The organism is Paenibacillus sp. 276b (assembly GCF_900107875.1).
GTDB lineage: Bacteria > Bacillota > Bacilli > Paenibacillales > Paenibacillaceae > Paenibacillus > Paenibacillus marchantiae.
On the sequence record NZ_FNRR01000004.1, the window covers coordinates 353,885 to 371,565 of the forward strand.

13 protein-coding genes are annotated in these 17,681 nt (G+C 48.9%); 10 read left to right on the forward strand and 3 right to left on the reverse strand.

Annotated features, from left to right (window positions below):
• The first annotated feature begins 152 nt into the window (after positions 1-152).
• Together BLV50_RS20795 and BLV50_RS20800 are read left to right on the forward strand one after the other, a co-directional pair.
• Complete coding sequence (locus BLV50_RS20795) at positions 153-1,148, forward strand: ABC transporter substrate-binding protein (protein ID WP_072734586.1); 996 nt, start codon at positions 153-155, stop codon at positions 1,146-1,148.
• Positions 1,145-3,193: an iron ABC transporter permease gene (locus BLV50_RS20800; protein WP_090809777.1), complete on the forward strand. Its 2,049-nt coding sequence runs from the start codon at positions 1,145-1,147 to the stop codon at positions 3,191-3,193. Before BLV50_RS20795 ends, BLV50_RS20800 begins: the two co-directional genes overlap by 4 nt.
• 121 nt (positions 3,194-3,314) lie before the next feature.
• On the opposite strand, the gene BLV50_RS20805 is transcribed toward BLV50_RS20800, so the two are convergent.
• Positions 3,315-4,499: an aminotransferase class I/II-fold pyridoxal phosphate-dependent enzyme gene (locus BLV50_RS20805; protein WP_072734584.1), complete on the reverse strand. Its 1,185-nt coding sequence runs from the start codon at positions 4,497-4,499 to the stop codon at positions 3,315-3,317.
• 181 nt (positions 4,500-4,680) lie between these two features.
• Between BLV50_RS20805 and BLV50_RS20810 the strand changes: the two genes are divergently transcribed.
• Entirely contained in the window at positions 4,681-5,706 is a 1,026-nt protein-coding gene (locus tag BLV50_RS20810) for a leucine-rich repeat domain-containing protein (RefSeq protein ID WP_090809779.1), read from the forward strand.
• A 79-nt stretch (positions 5,707-5,785) separates the two neighbouring features.
• Here BLV50_RS20810 and BLV50_RS20815 read toward each other — a convergent pair whose 3' ends face one another.
• Positions 5,786-8,071: a helix-turn-helix domain-containing protein gene (locus BLV50_RS20815; protein WP_090809782.1), complete on the reverse strand. Its 2,286-nt coding sequence runs from the start codon at positions 8,069-8,071 to the stop codon at positions 5,786-5,788.
• A 347-nt stretch (positions 8,072-8,418) separates the two neighbouring features.
• On the opposite strand from BLV50_RS20815, the gene BLV50_RS20820 reads away from it, so the two are divergent.
• Positions 8,419-9,093, forward strand: coding sequence for a hypothetical protein (locus tag BLV50_RS20820; RefSeq protein ID WP_090809784.1), 675 nt, complete (start codon positions 8,419-8,421; stop codon positions 9,091-9,093).
• A 183-nt stretch (positions 9,094-9,276) separates the two neighbouring features.
• Here BLV50_RS20820 and BLV50_RS20825 read toward each other — a convergent pair whose 3' ends face one another.
• Entirely contained in the window at positions 9,277-9,510 is a 234-nt protein-coding gene (locus tag BLV50_RS20825; protein ID WP_090809786.1) for a hypothetical protein, read from the reverse strand.
• A gap of 398 nt (positions 9,511-9,908) precedes the next feature.
• On the opposite strand from BLV50_RS20825, the gene BLV50_RS20830 reads away from it, so the two are divergent.
• From BLV50_RS20830 to BLV50_RS20855, 6 genes are read left to right on the forward strand one after another with little or no spacing between them, the layout of a single operon-like run.
• Positions 9,909-10,877 carry an ABC transporter permease gene (locus tag BLV50_RS20830; protein WP_090809788.1) on the forward strand — a complete coding sequence of 323 codons (969 nt, stop codon included), beginning with the start codon at positions 9,909-9,911 and terminating at the stop codon, positions 10,875-10,877.
• A gap of 13 nt (positions 10,878-10,890) precedes the next feature.
• Positions 10,891-11,760, forward strand: coding sequence for a carbohydrate ABC transporter permease (locus BLV50_RS20835; protein WP_064636184.1), 870 nt, complete (start codon positions 10,891-10,893; stop codon positions 11,758-11,760).
• 47 nt (positions 11,761-11,807) lie between these two features.
• On the forward strand, positions 11,808-13,361 hold the full coding sequence (locus tag BLV50_RS20840) for an extracellular solute-binding protein (protein WP_090809790.1): 1,554 nt from the start codon (positions 11,808-11,810) through the stop codon (positions 13,359-13,361).
• Between the two features lie 59 nt (positions 13,362-13,420).
• On the forward strand, positions 13,421-15,697 hold the full coding sequence (locus BLV50_RS20845) for an Ig-like domain-containing protein (protein WP_090809792.1): 2,277 nt from the start codon (positions 13,421-13,423) through the stop codon (positions 15,695-15,697).
• 39 nt (positions 15,698-15,736) lie between these two features.
• Entirely contained in the window at positions 15,737-16,519 is a 783-nt protein-coding gene (locus BLV50_RS20850) for a glucosamine-6-phosphate deaminase (RefSeq protein WP_090809794.1), read from the forward strand.
• Positions 16,516-17,679 (forward strand): N-acetylglucosamine-6-phosphate deacetylase, encoded by a 1,164-nt coding sequence (locus tag BLV50_RS20855; RefSeq protein WP_256338008.1) that lies wholly within the window; start codon positions 16,516-16,518, stop codon positions 17,677-17,679. The genes BLV50_RS20850 and BLV50_RS20855 overlap by 4 nt, the downstream gene beginning before the upstream one ends.
• Positions 17,680-17,681: the final 2 nt, after the last annotated feature.

The window sequence follows — 17,681 nt, forward strand, 5'->3', positions numbered from 1 at the left end:
TTTTTTCTGTTTATGCTGTGACAGTGAAGATTTTGCAAAATGAAAATAATAACTCTTTTGAATTGACAAAATCGCAATCCTACGGGATAATCCATTAGTGATAATGATAATTGTTATCATATAAATACATATAAATAGGGGAGAAGTAGGATATGAAAAAAAGCTTAAACGGATTTTTATTGCTGACGGTTTTGGCGCTTGCTCTGACAGGTTGCGGTAAAGCCAGCAGCACAACAGATACAAATGAAAATGCCTCTTCCGGCAGCACGCCGACTGAAGAGACAGCAGGTCCTGTTACAGTTAAACATAGTGGTGGAGAGCTCAAACTGGACAAACCAGCTAAGAGAGTTGTTACACTGGAATGGACATATACGGAAGATGTAGTAGCACTGGGTGTTCAGCCAGTAGGTAGTGCAGATAACGCCAACTATAAAGTCTATGTGACTCCCGAAGCAGCTTTGGATGACACGGTGACGGATGTTGGAACACGTGACGAGCCAAATCTGGAGGCGATTGCAGCTTTGAAGCCGGATTTGATTATCGCCAATTCCAATTCGAATATCTATGATCAGCTCAATGCCATTGCACCAACGCTTGAATATGACCTGTATACGGGTGATGGCTATAATTATGACAAAATGACGGAAACGTTCAACAATATCGCGGTTGCTCTTGGAAAAGAAGACCAAGCGAAGAAGGTACTCGATGAACTCGATCAGCACTATACAGAAGCCAAAGATAAACTTGCTGCTGCCGACAAATCGGAATTCCATTATGTACTGACACAAGCATTTACGTATCAAAATGCAGCAAGTCTTCGCATGTTTACCGATAACGCTGTCGTAATTGGCACGTTGGCGAAGGTTGGACTGGTTAACGACTGGCAGCCGGACAAGATTGAAGGATATGGCTTCTCAACGGTGGGTATTGAATCCTTGCCTGCTGTTCAGGACAGCAACTTCATCTACATCACACAACCGGATGATGACGTTTTTGGCACAGCAATGAAAGACAATTCAGTATGGAAAGGTCTGAATTTTGTCAAAGATAAACGCACTTATCAACTGGATAGCACAACATGGACGTTTGGTGGACCTATCTCGTCCAAAGCTCTGGTTGACGGGGTTGTTGGAGCGATTACCCAATGAGTTCGGTCCAACATTCCCGACCAGTGTTTAACTGGCGTACATTAAGCATTTATGGGGGCGGTCTAACCGCTCTCATCGTGCTTTTTTTTGTAAGCCTGTGTTATGGAGAAGCTTCAATTCCACTCCATACGGTTGTAGATTCACTTATGGGCAGGCAGGACACACTGGAACATAATATGATCTGGGATCTGCGCATGCCGCGAACAGTAATCGGTATACTCGCTGGAGGGGCGCTTGCTGTTGCTGGTTCGTTGTTACAGACCATTACACGCAATCCGCTCGCGGCATCGGACACACTCGGCATCAATGCGGGGGCCTATTTTGTCGTGGTGTTGGGAACGATTTTTTTCCCAGGCTTGATGCAGCAATCGCCTTTCCTTTTCGCCGTACTCGGTGGATTACTGGCAGCTGCCGCAGCCTACTTCATGGGCGGGGGGAGAACGTCAAGTCCGGTGCGACTTGCGCTGTCCGGCATGATTGTATCGATGGTACTTGGTTCTTTTACAAGCGCGCTGCATATTTTCTTCTCTCAGGAGACTCAGGCATTATTTCTATGGGGATCAGGAACGCTTGTTCAGAATGACTGGAGCGGTGTAATTTACGCATGGCCTTGGGTCATTGGAATTACGATCGTTGCCCTGGTTTTATCCCGGCAGTGGGATATGTTGGAACTGGATGAATCAACTGCTTCCTCACTCGGGCAAAAAGTAGGCATGGCCCGTGCCACGGGGTTAATTATTGCTGTGTTGCTGGCTGCGGTCATTGTCAGTGTAATTGGGCCAATTGGCTTTGTGGGTTTGGTGGCACCTCATCTGGTTCGATTGAGTGGAATTCGTTCAAATCGATTGTTATTGCCTGGTGTTTTCTTGTGGGGCGCAGCACTGCTAGTCGGTGCAGACGTACTTGCCAAGATGGTTCATAACTCCAGTCTGGAGTTGCCGACAGGGGCCGTGATGGCAATCATTGGTGCACCATGGCTAATCTGGCTTGTACTTACACGCATGAAGGCAGCAAATGGATCAGGCATGTCTACCTCAATGAGCACAGGAGCACGTTCGCGTCGCTGGGCTTTCGGCCCTATTGCTATTATCTTTACGGTACTAACGTTAGCATTGGTTCTCCTTAGTACGATGTTTGGCGGGATGCGCATTCCAATGGCCGATCTTCTGCCAAGCCTGTTTCAATCGGATGGGCTATACTCGGCCATTGTTCAGCTTCGCATTCCGCGTACTCTTGTCGCCGCAGGTGCAGGTGCTGCACTGGCGGTCAGTGGTGTGCTTATTCAGATGGCCGTTCGCAACCCGCTGGCTGACGCGTCCATCGTGGGCGTTTCGTCAGGCGCAGGCTTGGGTGCGATGATGGTCATCATCCTATGGCCTGGTCTTCCGGTGTTCTTGCTGCCTATAGCGGCGATTGTTGGTGCAGGGATCGTTGCAGCAGTCGTATTCTCCTTGTCCTGGAAAAAAGGTCTCAATCCTTCTGCCGTTGTATTGTTGGGTATCGCCATGTCTGCAATTGCAGGCGCAGGTATTCAGGTTCTGATTGTTCGCGGCGCTGTATATGGCAGTAGCGGTTTTATCTGGCTGACAGGCAGTACTTATGCACGTACGTGGGATCAAGTGAAGATCATTGGGGTGTTCCTGTTGATTTTGATCCCGCTTGCGTGGTGGCTGGCGCGAAGATTCGAACTGTTGGTATTCGACGATAATAGTGCTTCCGGTCTTGGCTTGAGTGTTCGTCGGACGCGTCTGCTGGCTATGACCGTTGGTGTTTTGCTTGCCGCAGGTGCAGTCGCCTGTGTGGGAACGGTTGGATTCATCGGGCTAATCGCTCCACATATGGTCCGTCTATTGACGGGAAACAAATTAAGACGGTCGATGTTTCTGTCGGCTTTGGTCGGTGCAGTGATGCTGGTACTGGCGGATACGATCGGAAGGACTGTTATGGCACCAACCGAGATTCCATCCGGGTTGTTGATTGCAATTATTGGAACGCCATATTTCCTCTATTTAATGTATCGCTCCAACTGGCGCAAATCGGCCTAAACATTCGATCCTAAAAAAAAATCCCCTCTGGTTTTCAGTGTTGAGTTCATGTAGACATGTTCTCTTTTCTCACTGCTTACCTAGAGGGGATATTTGCTTATAATAGCTTTTTTCATTCGTGTTATAAATTAGTTGTTTTTTCTCTTAGCATTCCACTGTTATCTACCGATAGGATCGCTTGCTGCAACGTCTCTTTATCCTGAACCAAAGCGAATCTCACATATCCTTCTCCCGAAGGTCCGAAGGCACTCCCAGGCGTTACGATTACACCCGCTTGTGTAACCAGATCCATGGCAAACTGCTCTGAGGTATCGTAATGGTCTGGAATCCGACTCCAGATGAACATGCTGGCTTCGGGTTTGGCGATAGGCCAACCGAGGTTGCTGAATCCTTCACAAAGAATATTTCTGCGCTCCTCGTAGATATCTCTGACCCGCTCAACTTCACTCTGATCCCCTGTGATTGCAGCAATGGCTGCCTTCTGAATCGGAAGAAACATGCCGTAATCCATGTTGGATTTCAGCTTTTTAAGCACAGATACCACATCCGGGTTCCCCACACAAAAGCCGATCCGTGCCCCAGCCAATCCATAGGTTTTGGATAACGAGTTGAATTCAATGCCGACATCCATCGCCCCGGGATAAGCGAGGAAACTACCGCACGTTTTCCCATCGAACACTAGCTCGCTGTATGCATTGTCATGAAGAACGATAATGTCGTATTTCTTGGCAAAATCAATTAGATCCAGATAGAACTGATCGGGTGCCATTGCTGTCGTCGGATTGTTGGGATAGGATACAAGCATGAATTTTGCTTTGCGCGCAACAGCTTCAGGAATGTCCTGAAGTTGAATAACATATCCATGTTCTTCTTTTTGGGGCATATAATACAGTTCGGCTCCTGCAAGTAGAGGTCCATCAGCAAAGACTGGATAACAAGGATCGGGTACAAGGACTAAATCTCCTTCATCAACGATCGCCAAAGAAATATGGGCGAGTCCTTCCTGTGATCCAAGCAAGGAGCAAATTTGGGTTTTCGGGTTCAGTTCAACATGGTAACGGCGCTTGTACCATTCACTGACTGCTTGCAGCAATTCGCTCTGATCATTTACAGCATATGTATAGTTTGAAGCATCTGCTGCTGCCTCGCATAAAGCCGTCATGATATGTTGGGCAGGGGGAATATTGGGTGTGCCTACACTTAAATCGATGACAGGTTCTCCATTCTCCAGTCGTTGCCTCTTGATTTCCAGCAAACGTGTGAATATCCCCTCACTGAAATGTTCCATACGTTTAGCAAACTTCATGATGATTATCCTCCATCCTGATCTCCCCTTGGGGAATAACACTTGGAGGTATTATAGCAGAGTTTTCAGGTGATAAGTAACCACGGAATGTGTATTCGACTTCTCAATGTACTCTTCTTGATTTACAATTAAAGGAAAGCTGGACATGGATAAGTATCAGAGAATTGGAGGGTGACCAGTAATGAACGAACCGTGGGCCGCTTCGATGAGTGGAGTTCCCTGGAACGAGGATAAAATGGACAAGGCTATCGTACAACTGCGGAACAGGGCTACGATTAGCTTTGTTGTCGGGCTGGACGAGATGCATGATCTGCGAACACTGGATGAACATGTGTTTGCCAAACGACCCGATTTGATTTTAAATGTGTCCAATACAGATGTGAAGGGGCGGTATTCAGAAGAGTTTCTGGAGGCACTTGCTGGTTTAAAACATGTCACTGCTTTGCAGCTGGATCTCAAGCAAACACAAGATTTGAGTATATTGAGTGCGCTGCAAAAGATGGAGTTTCTGAACATTGGCTCACCCAAAAAACAAAACCTGGACTTCATCCGAAATTACAAATACTTGAATTACCTCGCACTTAGCGGGAAATTTCCCGATATCTCGCCGATTGAGGACTGCATTCGGTTGAGCACCCTCGTCCTGAACTGTGACATTGATCAGCTTGATTTTGTTGTAGACTTACCATTTATCGAGTATTTGGCTCTCGATCACTGTACATTGGCTGGTTCACTCGAAGTACTGGCTGAATCGAATATCCGTATGCTGAGGTTATCGTCCGTAAAGAATCTGACCGAGATCGATGCAGTAGGAGCATTACATCATCTGGTCTTTCTGCACCTTTCGCTACCCAAGATTGAGCGGTTGTGCGACTTCTCGCACATGAAAAATCTGCGGCAGCTTGAACTGGATTTCATGAAGTCTCTGCAAGAGATTGAGAACCTGTGGACTGCGGATCAATTGGAGGTGCTGGAACTGAAAGAGATACATAAGGGGATCAAGGCTGAGGCATTCGAACGTTTGACTGAAATGCAAAGTTTACGACAGGTGGATTTTCGTTTTATTGATCATAGTAAAGGTCGGATTGCTAGTATGAGCAAACAAATGATTGAAGCGGGAAAAGGGCATCTGCTCTATGAACATATTCCTGAAGAACAGCGAATTCCTTCGATGGCTCTTGTACACCTGTCCAAAATTCTAATGTAAACTGACAGTACACCAGCGCCTGCTTCCGAGCGGACGCTGGTGTATTTACAATCTTCGGTTCTTGCCCGCTCACATCTGGTTAGCCATGGCTGGAGGAGATGAATGGCTCATCACCCGCATGACGCTTGCGGTATTCTCCGGGGGTCAGCCCGTATCGACGCTTGAACATGCGGATGAACGAATTCACATTTTGATAGCCGACCTGTGTCGCAATGTCCTGAATTCGCAGATCTACATTCACAAGCAGTTCTTTGGCCCGCTCAACCCGCAGATTGTTCAGATATTCGCTGAAGTTGATGTTAGTCTTTTCCTTGAAAATACTGGAGAGGTACCCCGATGTTAAATTCAACTTGTCGGCGACGATATTCAAATTAATGTCTTCTCCATAATGATGATCCAGGTAGTCCAGCACAAAGGTGATAACCGGATCACGCGTTTCCAGCTGGCTGCGTACTGCCGCAAGTACCGGTTGAGCCAACGCCTGAAGCCATTCTCTGTATTGCTGCATGGAATGGAAACCAGCAAATGCCTCTCCCGGAGGAGAAGATCGAAGCTCGGATTCGATGTTCGTCAAATTCAGCTTCATCACCGTCTTGCTGATCTGTTCGACTGCACCGATGGCAAAGGTGCGGAAGTCTTCTGCGGCCGCATCCTTGTGCTGCAGTTGCTCCAGCTGGCGATCCAGCCAAGAGAATACGGCCTCTTCATTGCCGGATTGCAGCAGGTTGTGCAGTTCCTCCCCATAAGTGACCTTCACATGGAAGGCATTTGACGAAGAAGCACGCGGCTCCACAATAACTTGTGTCTCCCCATTCAGCCTGCGCTCTTTTAACAGCATGGACAGATTGCTGTACGCATCGGTAAACGGAATTTCTCCGGAATACACCGGACTTACCGCGATGGTGAGGTAAAGGGTTTCCTCGACAGCCAGCAACTCCTTCAGTGTATCGAGCGCTTGAAGAATACCACTCTGTGGACCTGGATCGAACAGTAGCAAGAGCAGTTGGTCCTGCTCGGGCTGAATGGCAACGCTATTGGTTTTGCTGTTAGTGAACAGGCTCTGAATTAGCTTCCATAATAACAGGGTATGCTGCCCGAATTCATCCGGCTGGAATTTGAAGCCCACCTTGAACAGAATGGAGACATAAGGCTGCTCGGAATGCTGGGCATCCTCAAGCTCCGCCAGATAGGAGCTGAGCGGTATATTTTTTACTTTATGGATATAAGCGTACTGGCGTACGAGAGAGTTCTTCTGCGCAAGGTCGCTTTGAATGTAACGGTTATTCTCCAGAATAGAGCTCAGGCGGTCGCCGATCATGGCGAATTCTTTTACACTGCTCCATTTGTCTGGTCCGCTGTCCGAATTTCGGTCCAGAGCGGCAATAAGGCGCTGGAGCGGCTGGTTTAATCTTATGCTGAAAAACAGGGAGGAGATCACGCTAATCAGCACAGCAGCGCCAAGCAGAAAAGCCAGCAGCAGCTGCATGCCCCGCATTTCCGCGGCGATTACTGCGGCCTGGGTGACCCGGACATAGGTAAATCCGGTTTGCTTACCTTTTTCATAGAAGTAATACTGATCCCCAATACGTTCATGTTTGCTTCCGTCTGCAGGTAGCTGCGAATTCTGCAGTTCCCCCTCCATCGTGGTAAAAAGCAGGCGTCCCTCGTTGTCCAGAATGTAGAACGGATTATTAGCGGCATCGCCATATGTGTCCTGCATGCGTTGTGGATCCAGCATAATAATGCCGTACACATCTTCGTAGGGAATAGCTTTCATCATGACCGGCATCAGTTGACCGAGAGAGCGGGATGAGTGAACGGTATTTTCCGTAAAAGCTGCGGCAGGCATTACTTTCAGGAACTGGTTGTTCATCGTTTGAGTTTTCCAGTAATCCGGGGGATATTCTTTACTATAATAATATTTACCGAACATATCGCTGGCACTGCTAAGACCTTCCTTCTCCAGTACATAGTCTTCTTGCTTGAAATAGAGAATGAAATTGTCGATATGCAGAAAAGGATTGGCGTACAGCGTGGAGAGGTCCGACTTCACCTCTGCGGGAATATCGTAACGGCGGTTCTCCTTAATATGGCTCAAAATGCCCAGGTTGGCTGTCCAGGTATCCGATTGAGTGAGGGCCAGAATCATGTTCTGGGTCAGCCGGAAATGATTCTCATACCCTTCAACGGTCTGTGCAAGGCTGAGTTCATTTTGTCTGACCATCTCCTGATAGACCTTGTTGCTTAAGTACAGATGGGAGAACAGATTAAATGAAGCCAAAATCAGGATGACACTGAGGAAGCTCAGCATTAGCTTGACAAACAGTCCATTCAGCGCAAATTTGCTTGTAAGCAGTCCCTTCATTATGACATTCCCCCTTGAGTACAGCCCTGGATCGAGTGGCTAATCCTATCATAGCGGCATAAAGCTGACACAAACAATATACACTTTTACTGAATTATACGCGGATATCTGGAAAAAAGGAGTAAAGGCGAAAAGTTATATAACATGTAGATAGCGCTTTCCTTTTAGTAAATGGTATAATGTGGAGATGTACATTGGATATACAAGGGAAGTTACCTCACATTCAAGTCAATTTACAATCTTCTAAGCAAGAGAGGGTGCGCCTCACTCCAAAGTGCTATGCTTCAAAAAGAACTTCCCCTGCTTAATGACAGGCGTTGAACAATATTTTCACTGGAGGAATTGTAATGAAACGTGCTTACTTGTTATTAATGATTGTGCTTACCCTTAGCGCATGCGAACAGATTAATACTAGTACTAATGAAGATAACACTGCCGTAGTTGTAGGTGATACGAATGGGAAGGATTCTAAAAACACAGAAATTTCGCTGAGCACAAAAGGGGATTTATCAAAAGTTCCCACAGAATTTTTAGCTCAGAACGAAAGTGATCTATCTGCTGGGGATTCTGAAACGGCTTATAAAATGTGCGCAGAAGCTCTGTCTGGATATTATAAAGCGATTTGGAACGGCTCGGAAATTGATTTGGATACTTATATCGATAACGAAAACCTTAAACAATATACGCAAAAAAAAGTTTCATCTCAATATGATTTATTCCTTAAGAACAAGTTTACCTATAATCAGATGACAGGCGTTGATATTGATGCTAGACAAGTAGAGTATTTTGGAGGAGATAAGAGTTTTTTCTATTTGAAATTAGATGCACGTGTTCATAAGGATATAGGTAACTTTGCTGAACCTACTGAATTTCTTGTGCAAAATTCGAATGGAAAGTTAGTTATTGTTGATTGGTATACAAGTAGTAAGGATAGCTATGATTCATCTGTACGTGGAGATACTCAGACTATTGACAATCCTGATATCTGGAATAACAGTGAATGGGTGAGCACAATGAACTGATTGAATTTCCCGTAGCAATTGGATTGTAGTCTTCAATGGTTTAAACGGGTACATATTTTAAAAACGTCGTCAAAGGGCGTGGCTCGCATTTACAAGTGTTAGCCACTGTCCCATATGACGTTTTTCAGTTGCAAAATCCGCTCTACGTCTCTTCATCCGGTGAAGGGCGAAGGTGCGGCCTTCTTACATTTGTTTTTCAGCGGACAATCCGTGCAGTCTGCGCATTTGAGTGATGAAGCTTCGTTTCATAATCGCTTTCGGTGGTTGGTTTGCTTTCATATGAGTAACGTAAGTATCCTGATCGCCGGGCATTTCCACGTGTCGCCACCTTCCTTCTAAATTAAGTTGCTGATCTTGCTCTTTCCTAGGTGTATGTAATTTCTTCACTTCTATAGCTGCCATTTCCCGGTAGTTCACCCAGCGAAGCCTTCCCTTCCCCTTATTCAAAAGTGGGCAAAAGAGTGCAGCCCCTGGTGTAACATAATGCCCAGGTTGGCTGTCAGTATCCGATTGAGTGAGGCTAGAATTGTGTTTTGAGACAGTCCCTTCATTATGACATTCCCCCTTGAGTACAGCCCTGGATCGAGTGGCTAATCCTATCATAGCGGCATAAATCTGACACAAACAATATACACTTTTACTGAATTATACGCGGATATCTGGAAAAAAGGAGTAAAGGCGAAAAGTTATATAACATGTAGATAGCGCTTTCTAAAGGTTTATAGCTATAATTCGAATACGAACCCAGGAATTACAGGTTAAGTTAGCTGACATAAAAGTCGAATTAACTCATCTAAGCAAGAGGGGGCATGCCGATGGCTGATGCTAGCGTAATGCAAAGCAAACCGCAAAAAGAAGCGCACCGGCCGCCTCGGCGGAAGTCGCGTTTGATCAGAACCTGGAACAGGAACAAGGCGCTATGGCTGCTATTCCTGCCATGCCTCCTGTATTATTTGATCTTCCGTTATGCGCCGATGTTTGGTCTGGTCATCACGTTCAAGGATTACAATCTGTTTAAAGGAATTTGGGCCAGTGATTGGGTGGGATTCAAATATTATCGGATGTTTCTGGAGAATCCCGATTTTTGGCCGCTGATGAAGAATACGTTTTTGCTGGGACTGTATAAGCTGGTGTTCGGCTTCCCGGCTCCAATCCTGCTGGCCATTCTGCTGAATGAGGTACGAAAGGCAGCATTCAAGCGTTTTGTACAGACGGTCAGCTATCTGCCGCATTTCATCTCAAATGTAATTGTGGCGAGTATGGTGATTATGTTTCTGTCCCCAACCGGAGGACTGATTAACAATTTGCTGGCAGGTATCGGCATTGGACCGATTAATTTCATGAATGAGCCTGGGCTGTTCCGGGGCATCTATGTCCTGTCAGAAATCTGGCAGCATATCGGCTGGGAGACCATTATTTATCTGGCCGCGCTGACGGCCATCGATCCGCAATTGTATGAAGCCGCGGATATGGACGGAGCAAGCCGATTGCGCAAAATCTGGCATGTTACACTGCCCGGTATATCTCCCGCGATCGTCATTACATTGATTCTAAATATCGGCAAAGTGCTGGAGATCGGCTTCGAGAAAGTCTTCCTGATGCAGAATCCGGCGATCTACGATACGGCGGATATTATCAGCACGTATGTCTACAGGGTAGGCATGGTACAGGGGAATTTCAGCTATGGTGCGTCCATTGATTTGTTCATGGGTGTCATCAGTCTGATATTCATCTATACGGCCAACTGGCTCAGCCGCCGATTAAGTGAGACCAGTCTATGGTAGAAAGAGGTGTGGCGTGAACTCATTCCGATTTTCCTGGTTTAACGTTGTGGCATCGCTGATCCTGCTGTTCGTTGTAGTGGTTACGCTCTATCCGTTCCTTCATATGCTGGCGGTTTCCCTCAGCAGCAACGTAAACGTCATCCAAAATAATATTTCCTTCTGGCCCAAGGGATTTAATCTGAGCATGTACAAATTGGTGCTGGGCGATCCGCAAATCTGGACGGCTTACCGAAATACGATCATTTATACCGTGCTTGGCACACTGATCTCACTGGTGGTTACCTCCACTGGAGCCTACGCACTGTCCAGAAAAGACATGGCACTGCGCAATAGCTTCACCGTCCTGATTGTCATTACGATGTTCTTCAGCGGCGGGATGATTCCGACCTTTCTGGTGGTCCGTTCCCTGAATCTGGTGGACACCGTATGGGGCATGGTTCTCCCGGGGGCAGTCAGCACCTGGAACCTCATTCTGATGCGCACATTCTTCTCAGGCATCCCCAAAGAGCTGGAGGAATCGGGTCGAATGGATGGCCTGAACGATATTGGAATCTTCATACGTATTATTGTACCGCTGTCCAAGGCATCCTTTGCCACGATTGCCCTGTTCTATGCCGTGGGTATGTGGAACAACTTTATCTTTCCGCTGCTCTATCTACGGTCTCCCGATTTGTTTCCGCTCCAAGTGCTGCTGCGTAATCTCGTACTGGCCGGCAGCGCAAGCTCAGGCGACGTAACATCCATTGGGGGAGATAATCTGGTGGTGGAGGAATCGCTCAAGTATGCGACCATTATGGTCTCAACCTTGCCGATTCTGGTCATCTATCCGTTCGTACAGAAGTATTTCGTCAAAGGAGCCATGGTTGGGGCGGTCAAAGGTTAAGTGAGGCAAGAAATGCACCGCGAATTCAGATTAAGGGAGAGAAGCTTATGGGCAAATGGAAATCGGTAATACTTCCCCTGTTGATTGCAGTAACGATGGTGGCAGGGTGCAGCGGAGGCAATGGTGCCGACCCGCAAACAGATACTAAGGGGAACAGCACCGGAAATAACTCCACCGGGGCGGGAAAGACCTTTACGGCCCTGCTGGACAACAATGCCACTTTTCCTTATTCCAAGAGCTGGCCCATTTGGAGCTGGTTGAAGGAAAAGACGGGCGTCACGCTGGAAGTGCAGACACCTTCCGGCAAGCTGGATGAGAGCCTGAACCTGGCGATTGCCTCCAAAACGCTGCCTGATCTGATGTATATGCCCAATCGCAAGGATTCGAACAAGTTTGGTCAGCAGGGCGCACTGGTGGATCTGATGCAGTATATGGACAGTATGCCGAATCTGAAGGCATGGATGAAGCAATATCCCGAGGAAGCGAAGGCTGCCCTGTCCGCCGACGGTAAAATGTATATGTTCCCCAATCAGGGTTTCGGCGAGACGAATCGTATGATCTGGATGTACCGCAAGGATGTTTTTGACAAGGAAGGCATTCAGGCTCCAACAACTTATGAAGAGTTGCATGCAGCGCTGAAGACGTTGAAGGAGAAATACCCGGACAGTTATCCGCTCTCGATCCGCTACGGTCAGATCCCGGATGAGATGAATGCCAATATGACGGTGAACTACGGAACGGGTGAGGGTGCTTATTATGATTTTGACCAGAAGCAATGGCGTTATGGACCGACTGAAGACAACTACAAGGCTATGGTAGGGATGTGGAAAAGCTTTTATGATGAAGGGTTGGTCCCGCCCGATTTCTTATCATTACAAACCAAACAGTGGCAGGATATGGTCTCGACTGGAAAATCATTTGTGACCATTGATTATATCAGCCGGATTGACTTTTTCAATAATGCCATGCAGCAGGAGAATCCGGAATTCAACATGCAGTTTCTGGCCCCTCCGGCAGGCATTTCAGGCGGCAAACAGCTGAATCCGTATTTTCATTATATGGAAGGTGGATTAACGGTGGCCTCGACCTCCAAGAACATTGATGATGTGATGAAGTACATGGACTTTTTCTATTCCGAGGAAGGACGTACACTCAGCAGCTGGGGGGTTGAGGGCGAGACCTTTATAAAGGAAGGCGATACGATCAAGTTCAAGCCGGAGTATAACGATGTCATTGAAATGCGCAAGCAGACAGGGCTTCAAACGAGCGGGACCTACACCTGGATTGATTTCAACGCGCATTTGTCGCTGTTCTCGGACGATCTGAAGCATGCCTATGAAGAAGCGGTCAAATATGATCCTCCTGCAATGCAGCCAAGACCTGCTTTTACAGAAGTAGAAAATGAGGTCATATCCATTACTGGTCAGGCGATCAAGAAGCACCGTGACGAGAGCTTTGCCAAATTTGTTACCGGCTCCCGGAGTCTGGCAGATTGGGAGAAGTATGTGGAGGAGATTAACAATCTCGGGGTAGATAAGCTGCTGAACACCTATAAGGAAGCGTATGACCGTGTTCAGAATGTTCAGCTGAGCGCGAAATGAGCGAATGTACGGCACAGGAATCCTAGACCATTACAGAATGGCAAAAGGAGGCTTCGCTTATGAAAAAGCAGCATCTGCGTGTGTACTCCGGATTCAAACTGGGATTGTTTCTGTTGATCTGTATGGTGACGATTGGAATAGCTGTCCCTGGCAAGGCAGAAGCGGCGGGTTCAATTTCACTGGACGCGCCTGCGGGCGGGTATGTGTCGGATGGAGGGCTGGTGGAAATTGGGGGCAGTTATACCGACTTGTATGACATTCGACTGTTTGTGGACGGAACGGCTCAATTCGAAGTGGTATTAAATGATCCGGATGGGGATGACAGCGGCACATGGTCTTATATGCTGGATACCTCAGCCTATAACGGGGCTGTGGAACTGGTGGTTCGTGGACTGGATACGTCCACCCGTTACGGGGTGTGGGGAGCGCCTGCCACCCTTACCGTTAATAACCCGGCAGGTGCTGTTCCTGTAGTAACCATCACGGGACCATCTGAGGGCGTTTCTCTTAGCGGCCAGGTGGAGATCTCTGTCGAGACCAGCTCTCCACTTCCGATCATGCTGGTAGAGGTTCGGGTGAACCGCGGGCCATGGGAGGAAGCTGTTCAGCAAGGCCCTGCATATGTATACACCTGGGACACGGCGGGACTTGGCGATCGTACGGTCAGTCTGGAGGCCAGAGCGGCCAGCGCACCGGAGCGTTATGGTTATAGCCCGACGGTGTATGCTCAGGTTGGAACCGGGACGCATGAGTCTGCCGTTCTTCTTCCTGTACAGGAGCGGGCCATGTGGATCTGGGAACCGGAGAGTTATAAGCTGCTGCTGAACCCTGGATCGCGCCAAGTGCTGGAGTCATTCATCACCGATACGCAGACATTTGGCCAAACACCGGTCCAGACGCTTTATCTTGCAGTAGGCGGTTATGCCGGATACGATGCACTGGAAGCCCAGGAAGTGGAGTTGCGCTCTTTCGTGAGTTGGGCGCACAGCAAAAATTTGCAGGTGCATGCGTTAATTGCAGGCGGCACTACACCGGCCTATATGGGCGCTTACGAGAAATATCACCATCATGCTGTGCAGGAAATGGAGCAGGTGATCAATTACAACCTTGCAGCGGGGGATACGGAGAAGTTTGACGGCATCAATGTGGATATTGAGCCTTATATCTCTCCCGACTTTAAAGACCCAAGTCATTTCCTGCAGAAGGAATACCTGGATGGCCTGCAAAAGATGATTGATCGCCGGGATACCGCAGGTATTCGGCTTCCGTTCGGCCCTGCTGTGCCCAAGTGGTATGACACATCGGATCAAGCAGTGAATATTTCATGGAATGGATCCAGCAAATGGCTGTCTGAGCATGTTCAAGATATCTCCGACTATATCTCCATTATGGATTACCGGGATACGGCGGATGGCTCCGCTGGCATTATTGCCGGGGCTGCTGGAGAGCTGGCTTACGCGGATCAGATCGGCAAGCCGAATTCCGTGGTGATTGGTGTTGAAACGCTGGATATCGCCAATAGCGGAGACCCGGAGACCATTACCTTCTGGGAGGAGGGGCGTATCCACATGGAAGCCGAGCTAGATAAGGTATATGCAGCTTACGGGCAGAGCAGCGCCTTTGGCGGTATTGCCGTCCATCACTATGATTCCTACCGGGCACTTCCTTCTTATTGGGGGCCGGGCGGTGTAGTTTGGACAGCGCCGGATGATCAGGAAGCTCCTTCCGCCCTTTCAGGGGTTCCTTCCATTAAGGCGACTGATTATCAGACTGTACATCTGAATTATGGAATGGCTTCGGATAACATGGAAGTGGAACGCTATGTGATATACCGAAGTACCGTGCAGGGGTTCACGCCTGTCGCTGCGGATATTGTTGGACTCGCCCGGGCCCTGAATTACCAGGACAAGGGACTGCTGCCGGATACGACATACTACTATCGTATTGCGGCCCGTGATTTGCGTGGCAATATCGGGCCTCTCACCGATGAAGTGTCGGCGACCACTGGTAGCACCACAATGAAGGCATTGATTGTAACGGACATGAATCTGGTCTATGGGGGATCGGGGGTATCCGTCACCATGAAGGTCAGAGATTATGATACAGGCGCAATAATTTCGGGGGCGAAAGTCGAGGGGAGATTTACTTATTCGGCGGGGCGTTACACCAGCGGGACAACAGGAATGGATGGGAGCGTGACGCTTGTCTCGGAAGCGGTGGGAACCGGCAGACAGGTTGGTTTTGAACCACGGAGAATCCGTTACAACGGCTATTACTACGCAGTAGGTCATGATTCGCCGCATACAACGCTGCTGATGTTGAATGCCATCAATTGAACAAGCAGACGAGAAATGGCTTGATGGAGGAGGAAGCACATGAATGTGAATGACTTGGTGGAACCGCTCAAGACTCATATCGTTGAACATATGTCTGTGCAGGTTTATGCTGATCGGAATCAGATGGGGGCAGCGGCTGCGGCTGCGGTTGGGGCCAGATTAAGACAGCTGCTTCAGGATTCGGAGCGTCAGGTGCGCATGGTGTTCGCTGCTGCTCCTTCGCAAAACGAATTGTATGAAGGTCTGGTACGGGAGCAAGGTATCGATTGGTCAAGGGTCTGTGCCTTTCATATGGATGAATATATGGGGCTGGCGGACACAGCTCCCCAGCGCTTCGGACGATATTTAACGGATCGGCTGTTCAATCGGGTGCAACCTGGGCGGGTGGAGCTGTTGGATGGGCTACAAGATGTGGAGCAGGAGTGTCAGAGATATGGAGACCTGCTGCGTGCGGCTCCTATTGATATCGTCTGCCTCGGGATCGGAGAAAATGGGCATATCGCCTTCAATGATCCGCCTGCTGCCGATTTTAAAGACTCGAGGATCGTCAAAGCGGTAAAACTGGACGAAGCTTGTCGCCGTCAGCAGGTGAACGATGGCTGCTTTGCCCATCTGGATGATGTGCCTGCGGAGGCGTTGACCCTGACTGTGCCAACGTTGATGGCTGGAAGGGATCTGTTCGCAATTGTGCCAGGGGGATCCAAACGGCGTGCACTTGCGGCAGCTTTACATGATCCGATCAGCACGGCGTGTCCTGCCACCATCCTGCGTACCCATCCCGGAATCACGATGTTCACAGACCGGGAAGCCTACGGCCTGTGAGCGTGTCAATGATCGGGAAGCACTACAGAACAGGGTTGCCCATTGAGGTCGGGATCAGAGAGGGACGTATCACTGCTGTTACTGAACTTGAAATGTCGCCTCCCGGAGATTGCCTGCCCTGGCTTGCGCCTGGACTGGTGGATTTACAGGTGAACGGCGGATGGGGGCTGGATCTGAACACAGCCCCGCTATGTCCAGATACGGTAGTGCAGCTGACCCGGAAGCTGAAAAGTCAAGGTGTTACAAGCTTTTGCCCGACGTTGATTACGAACAGTTCCGTAAGGTTGGCTGAGGCGGCTTCCATCATTGCAAAAGCCGTTCGGCTGAACCGGGATGCGGCCGAGGGAATTGTGGGCATTCATCTGGAAGGTCCATTCCTCTCGCCGGAGGATGGCCCACGCGGCGCCCACCCAAAGCAGCATATTGTTCCCCCTGATTGGGAGGCGCTCAGCCGTTGGCAGGATGCCGCCGATGGATTAATTCGCATTATTACCCTTTCACCCGAGTGGCCTGGTTCAGCTTCATTTATTGCCCGGTGCTGCGAATCCGGCATTCTTGTCTCGATTGGACATACGGCAGCAACGCCAGAGCAGATCAGGGAAGCGGTCTCCGCAGGAGCGGTGATGTCTACACATCTTGGTAATGGTGCACACCTGATGCTTCCGCGTCATCCGAACTACCTGTGGGAACAGCTGGCGGCCGATGAGCTGTATGGGTGCATGATAGCGGATGGTCATCATCTTCCGCTGTCCGTGCTAGCAGTAATTCTCCGGATGAAACGGAACCGCGCCATACTGGTCAGTGATGCCGTCTCGCTGAGCGGTATGCCACCAGGTTCCTACCACCTGCATATTGGTGGTGATGTGGTATTGACGGCGGAAGGTCGGCTGCACCTCGCCGGCCAGCCTGAGCTGTTGGCTGGCTCGGCGATGATGCTGCATAATCAGGTGGGATATCTTGTGGAAGCGGGGTTGTGCGGGCTTCCCGATGCCTGGGACTGTGCATCGGTGCATCCGGCCCGGCTGCTTGGGCTTGAACAGGCTGCCGGACTTGAGGTCGGAGCACCTGCGGATATCGTTAGCTTCAACATTGATGGTGGAAAGTTAAGTGTCTTGCAGTGCTGGAAGAATGGCCGGATCAGTCCACAGAGCCAAGAATAGGA

Bases quoted from the DNA above. Each gene is read 5' to 3' on its own strand.
- BLV50_RS20795 (WP_072734586.1), top strand. From the start codon at position 153: ATGAAAAAAAGCTTAAACGGATTTTTATTGCTGACGGTTTTGGCGCTT.
- BLV50_RS20800 (WP_090809777.1), top strand. From the start codon at position 1,145: ATGAGTTCGGTCCAACATTCCCGACCAGTGTTTAACTGGCGTACATTA.
- BLV50_RS20845 (WP_090809792.1), top strand. From the start codon at position 13,421: ATGAAAAAGCAGCATCTGCGTGTGTACTCCGGATTCAAACTGGGATTG.
- BLV50_RS20840 (WP_090809790.1), top strand. From the start codon at position 11,808: ATGGGCAAATGGAAATCGGTAATACTTCCCCTGTTGATTGCAGTAACG.
- BLV50_RS20820 (WP_090809784.1), top strand. From the start codon at position 8,419: ATGAAACGTGCTTACTTGTTATTAATGATTGTGCTTACCCTTAGCGCA.
- BLV50_RS20850 (WP_090809794.1), top strand. From the start codon at position 15,737: ATGAATGTGAATGACTTGGTGGAACCGCTCAAGACTCATATCGTTGAA.
- BLV50_RS20810 (WP_090809779.1), top strand. From the start codon at position 4,681: ATGAACGAACCGTGGGCCGCTTCGATGAGTGGAGTTCCCTGGAACGAG.
- BLV50_RS20815 (WP_090809782.1), bottom strand. From the start codon at position 8,071: ATGAAGGGACTGCTTACAAGCAAATTTGCGCTGAATGGACTGTTTGTC.
- BLV50_RS20805 (WP_072734584.1), bottom strand. From the start codon at position 4,499: ATGAAGTTTGCTAAACGTATGGAACATTTCAGTGAGGGGATATTCACA.
- BLV50_RS20830 (WP_090809788.1), top strand. From the start codon at position 9,909: ATGGCTGATGCTAGCGTAATGCAAAGCAAACCGCAAAAAGAAGCGCAC.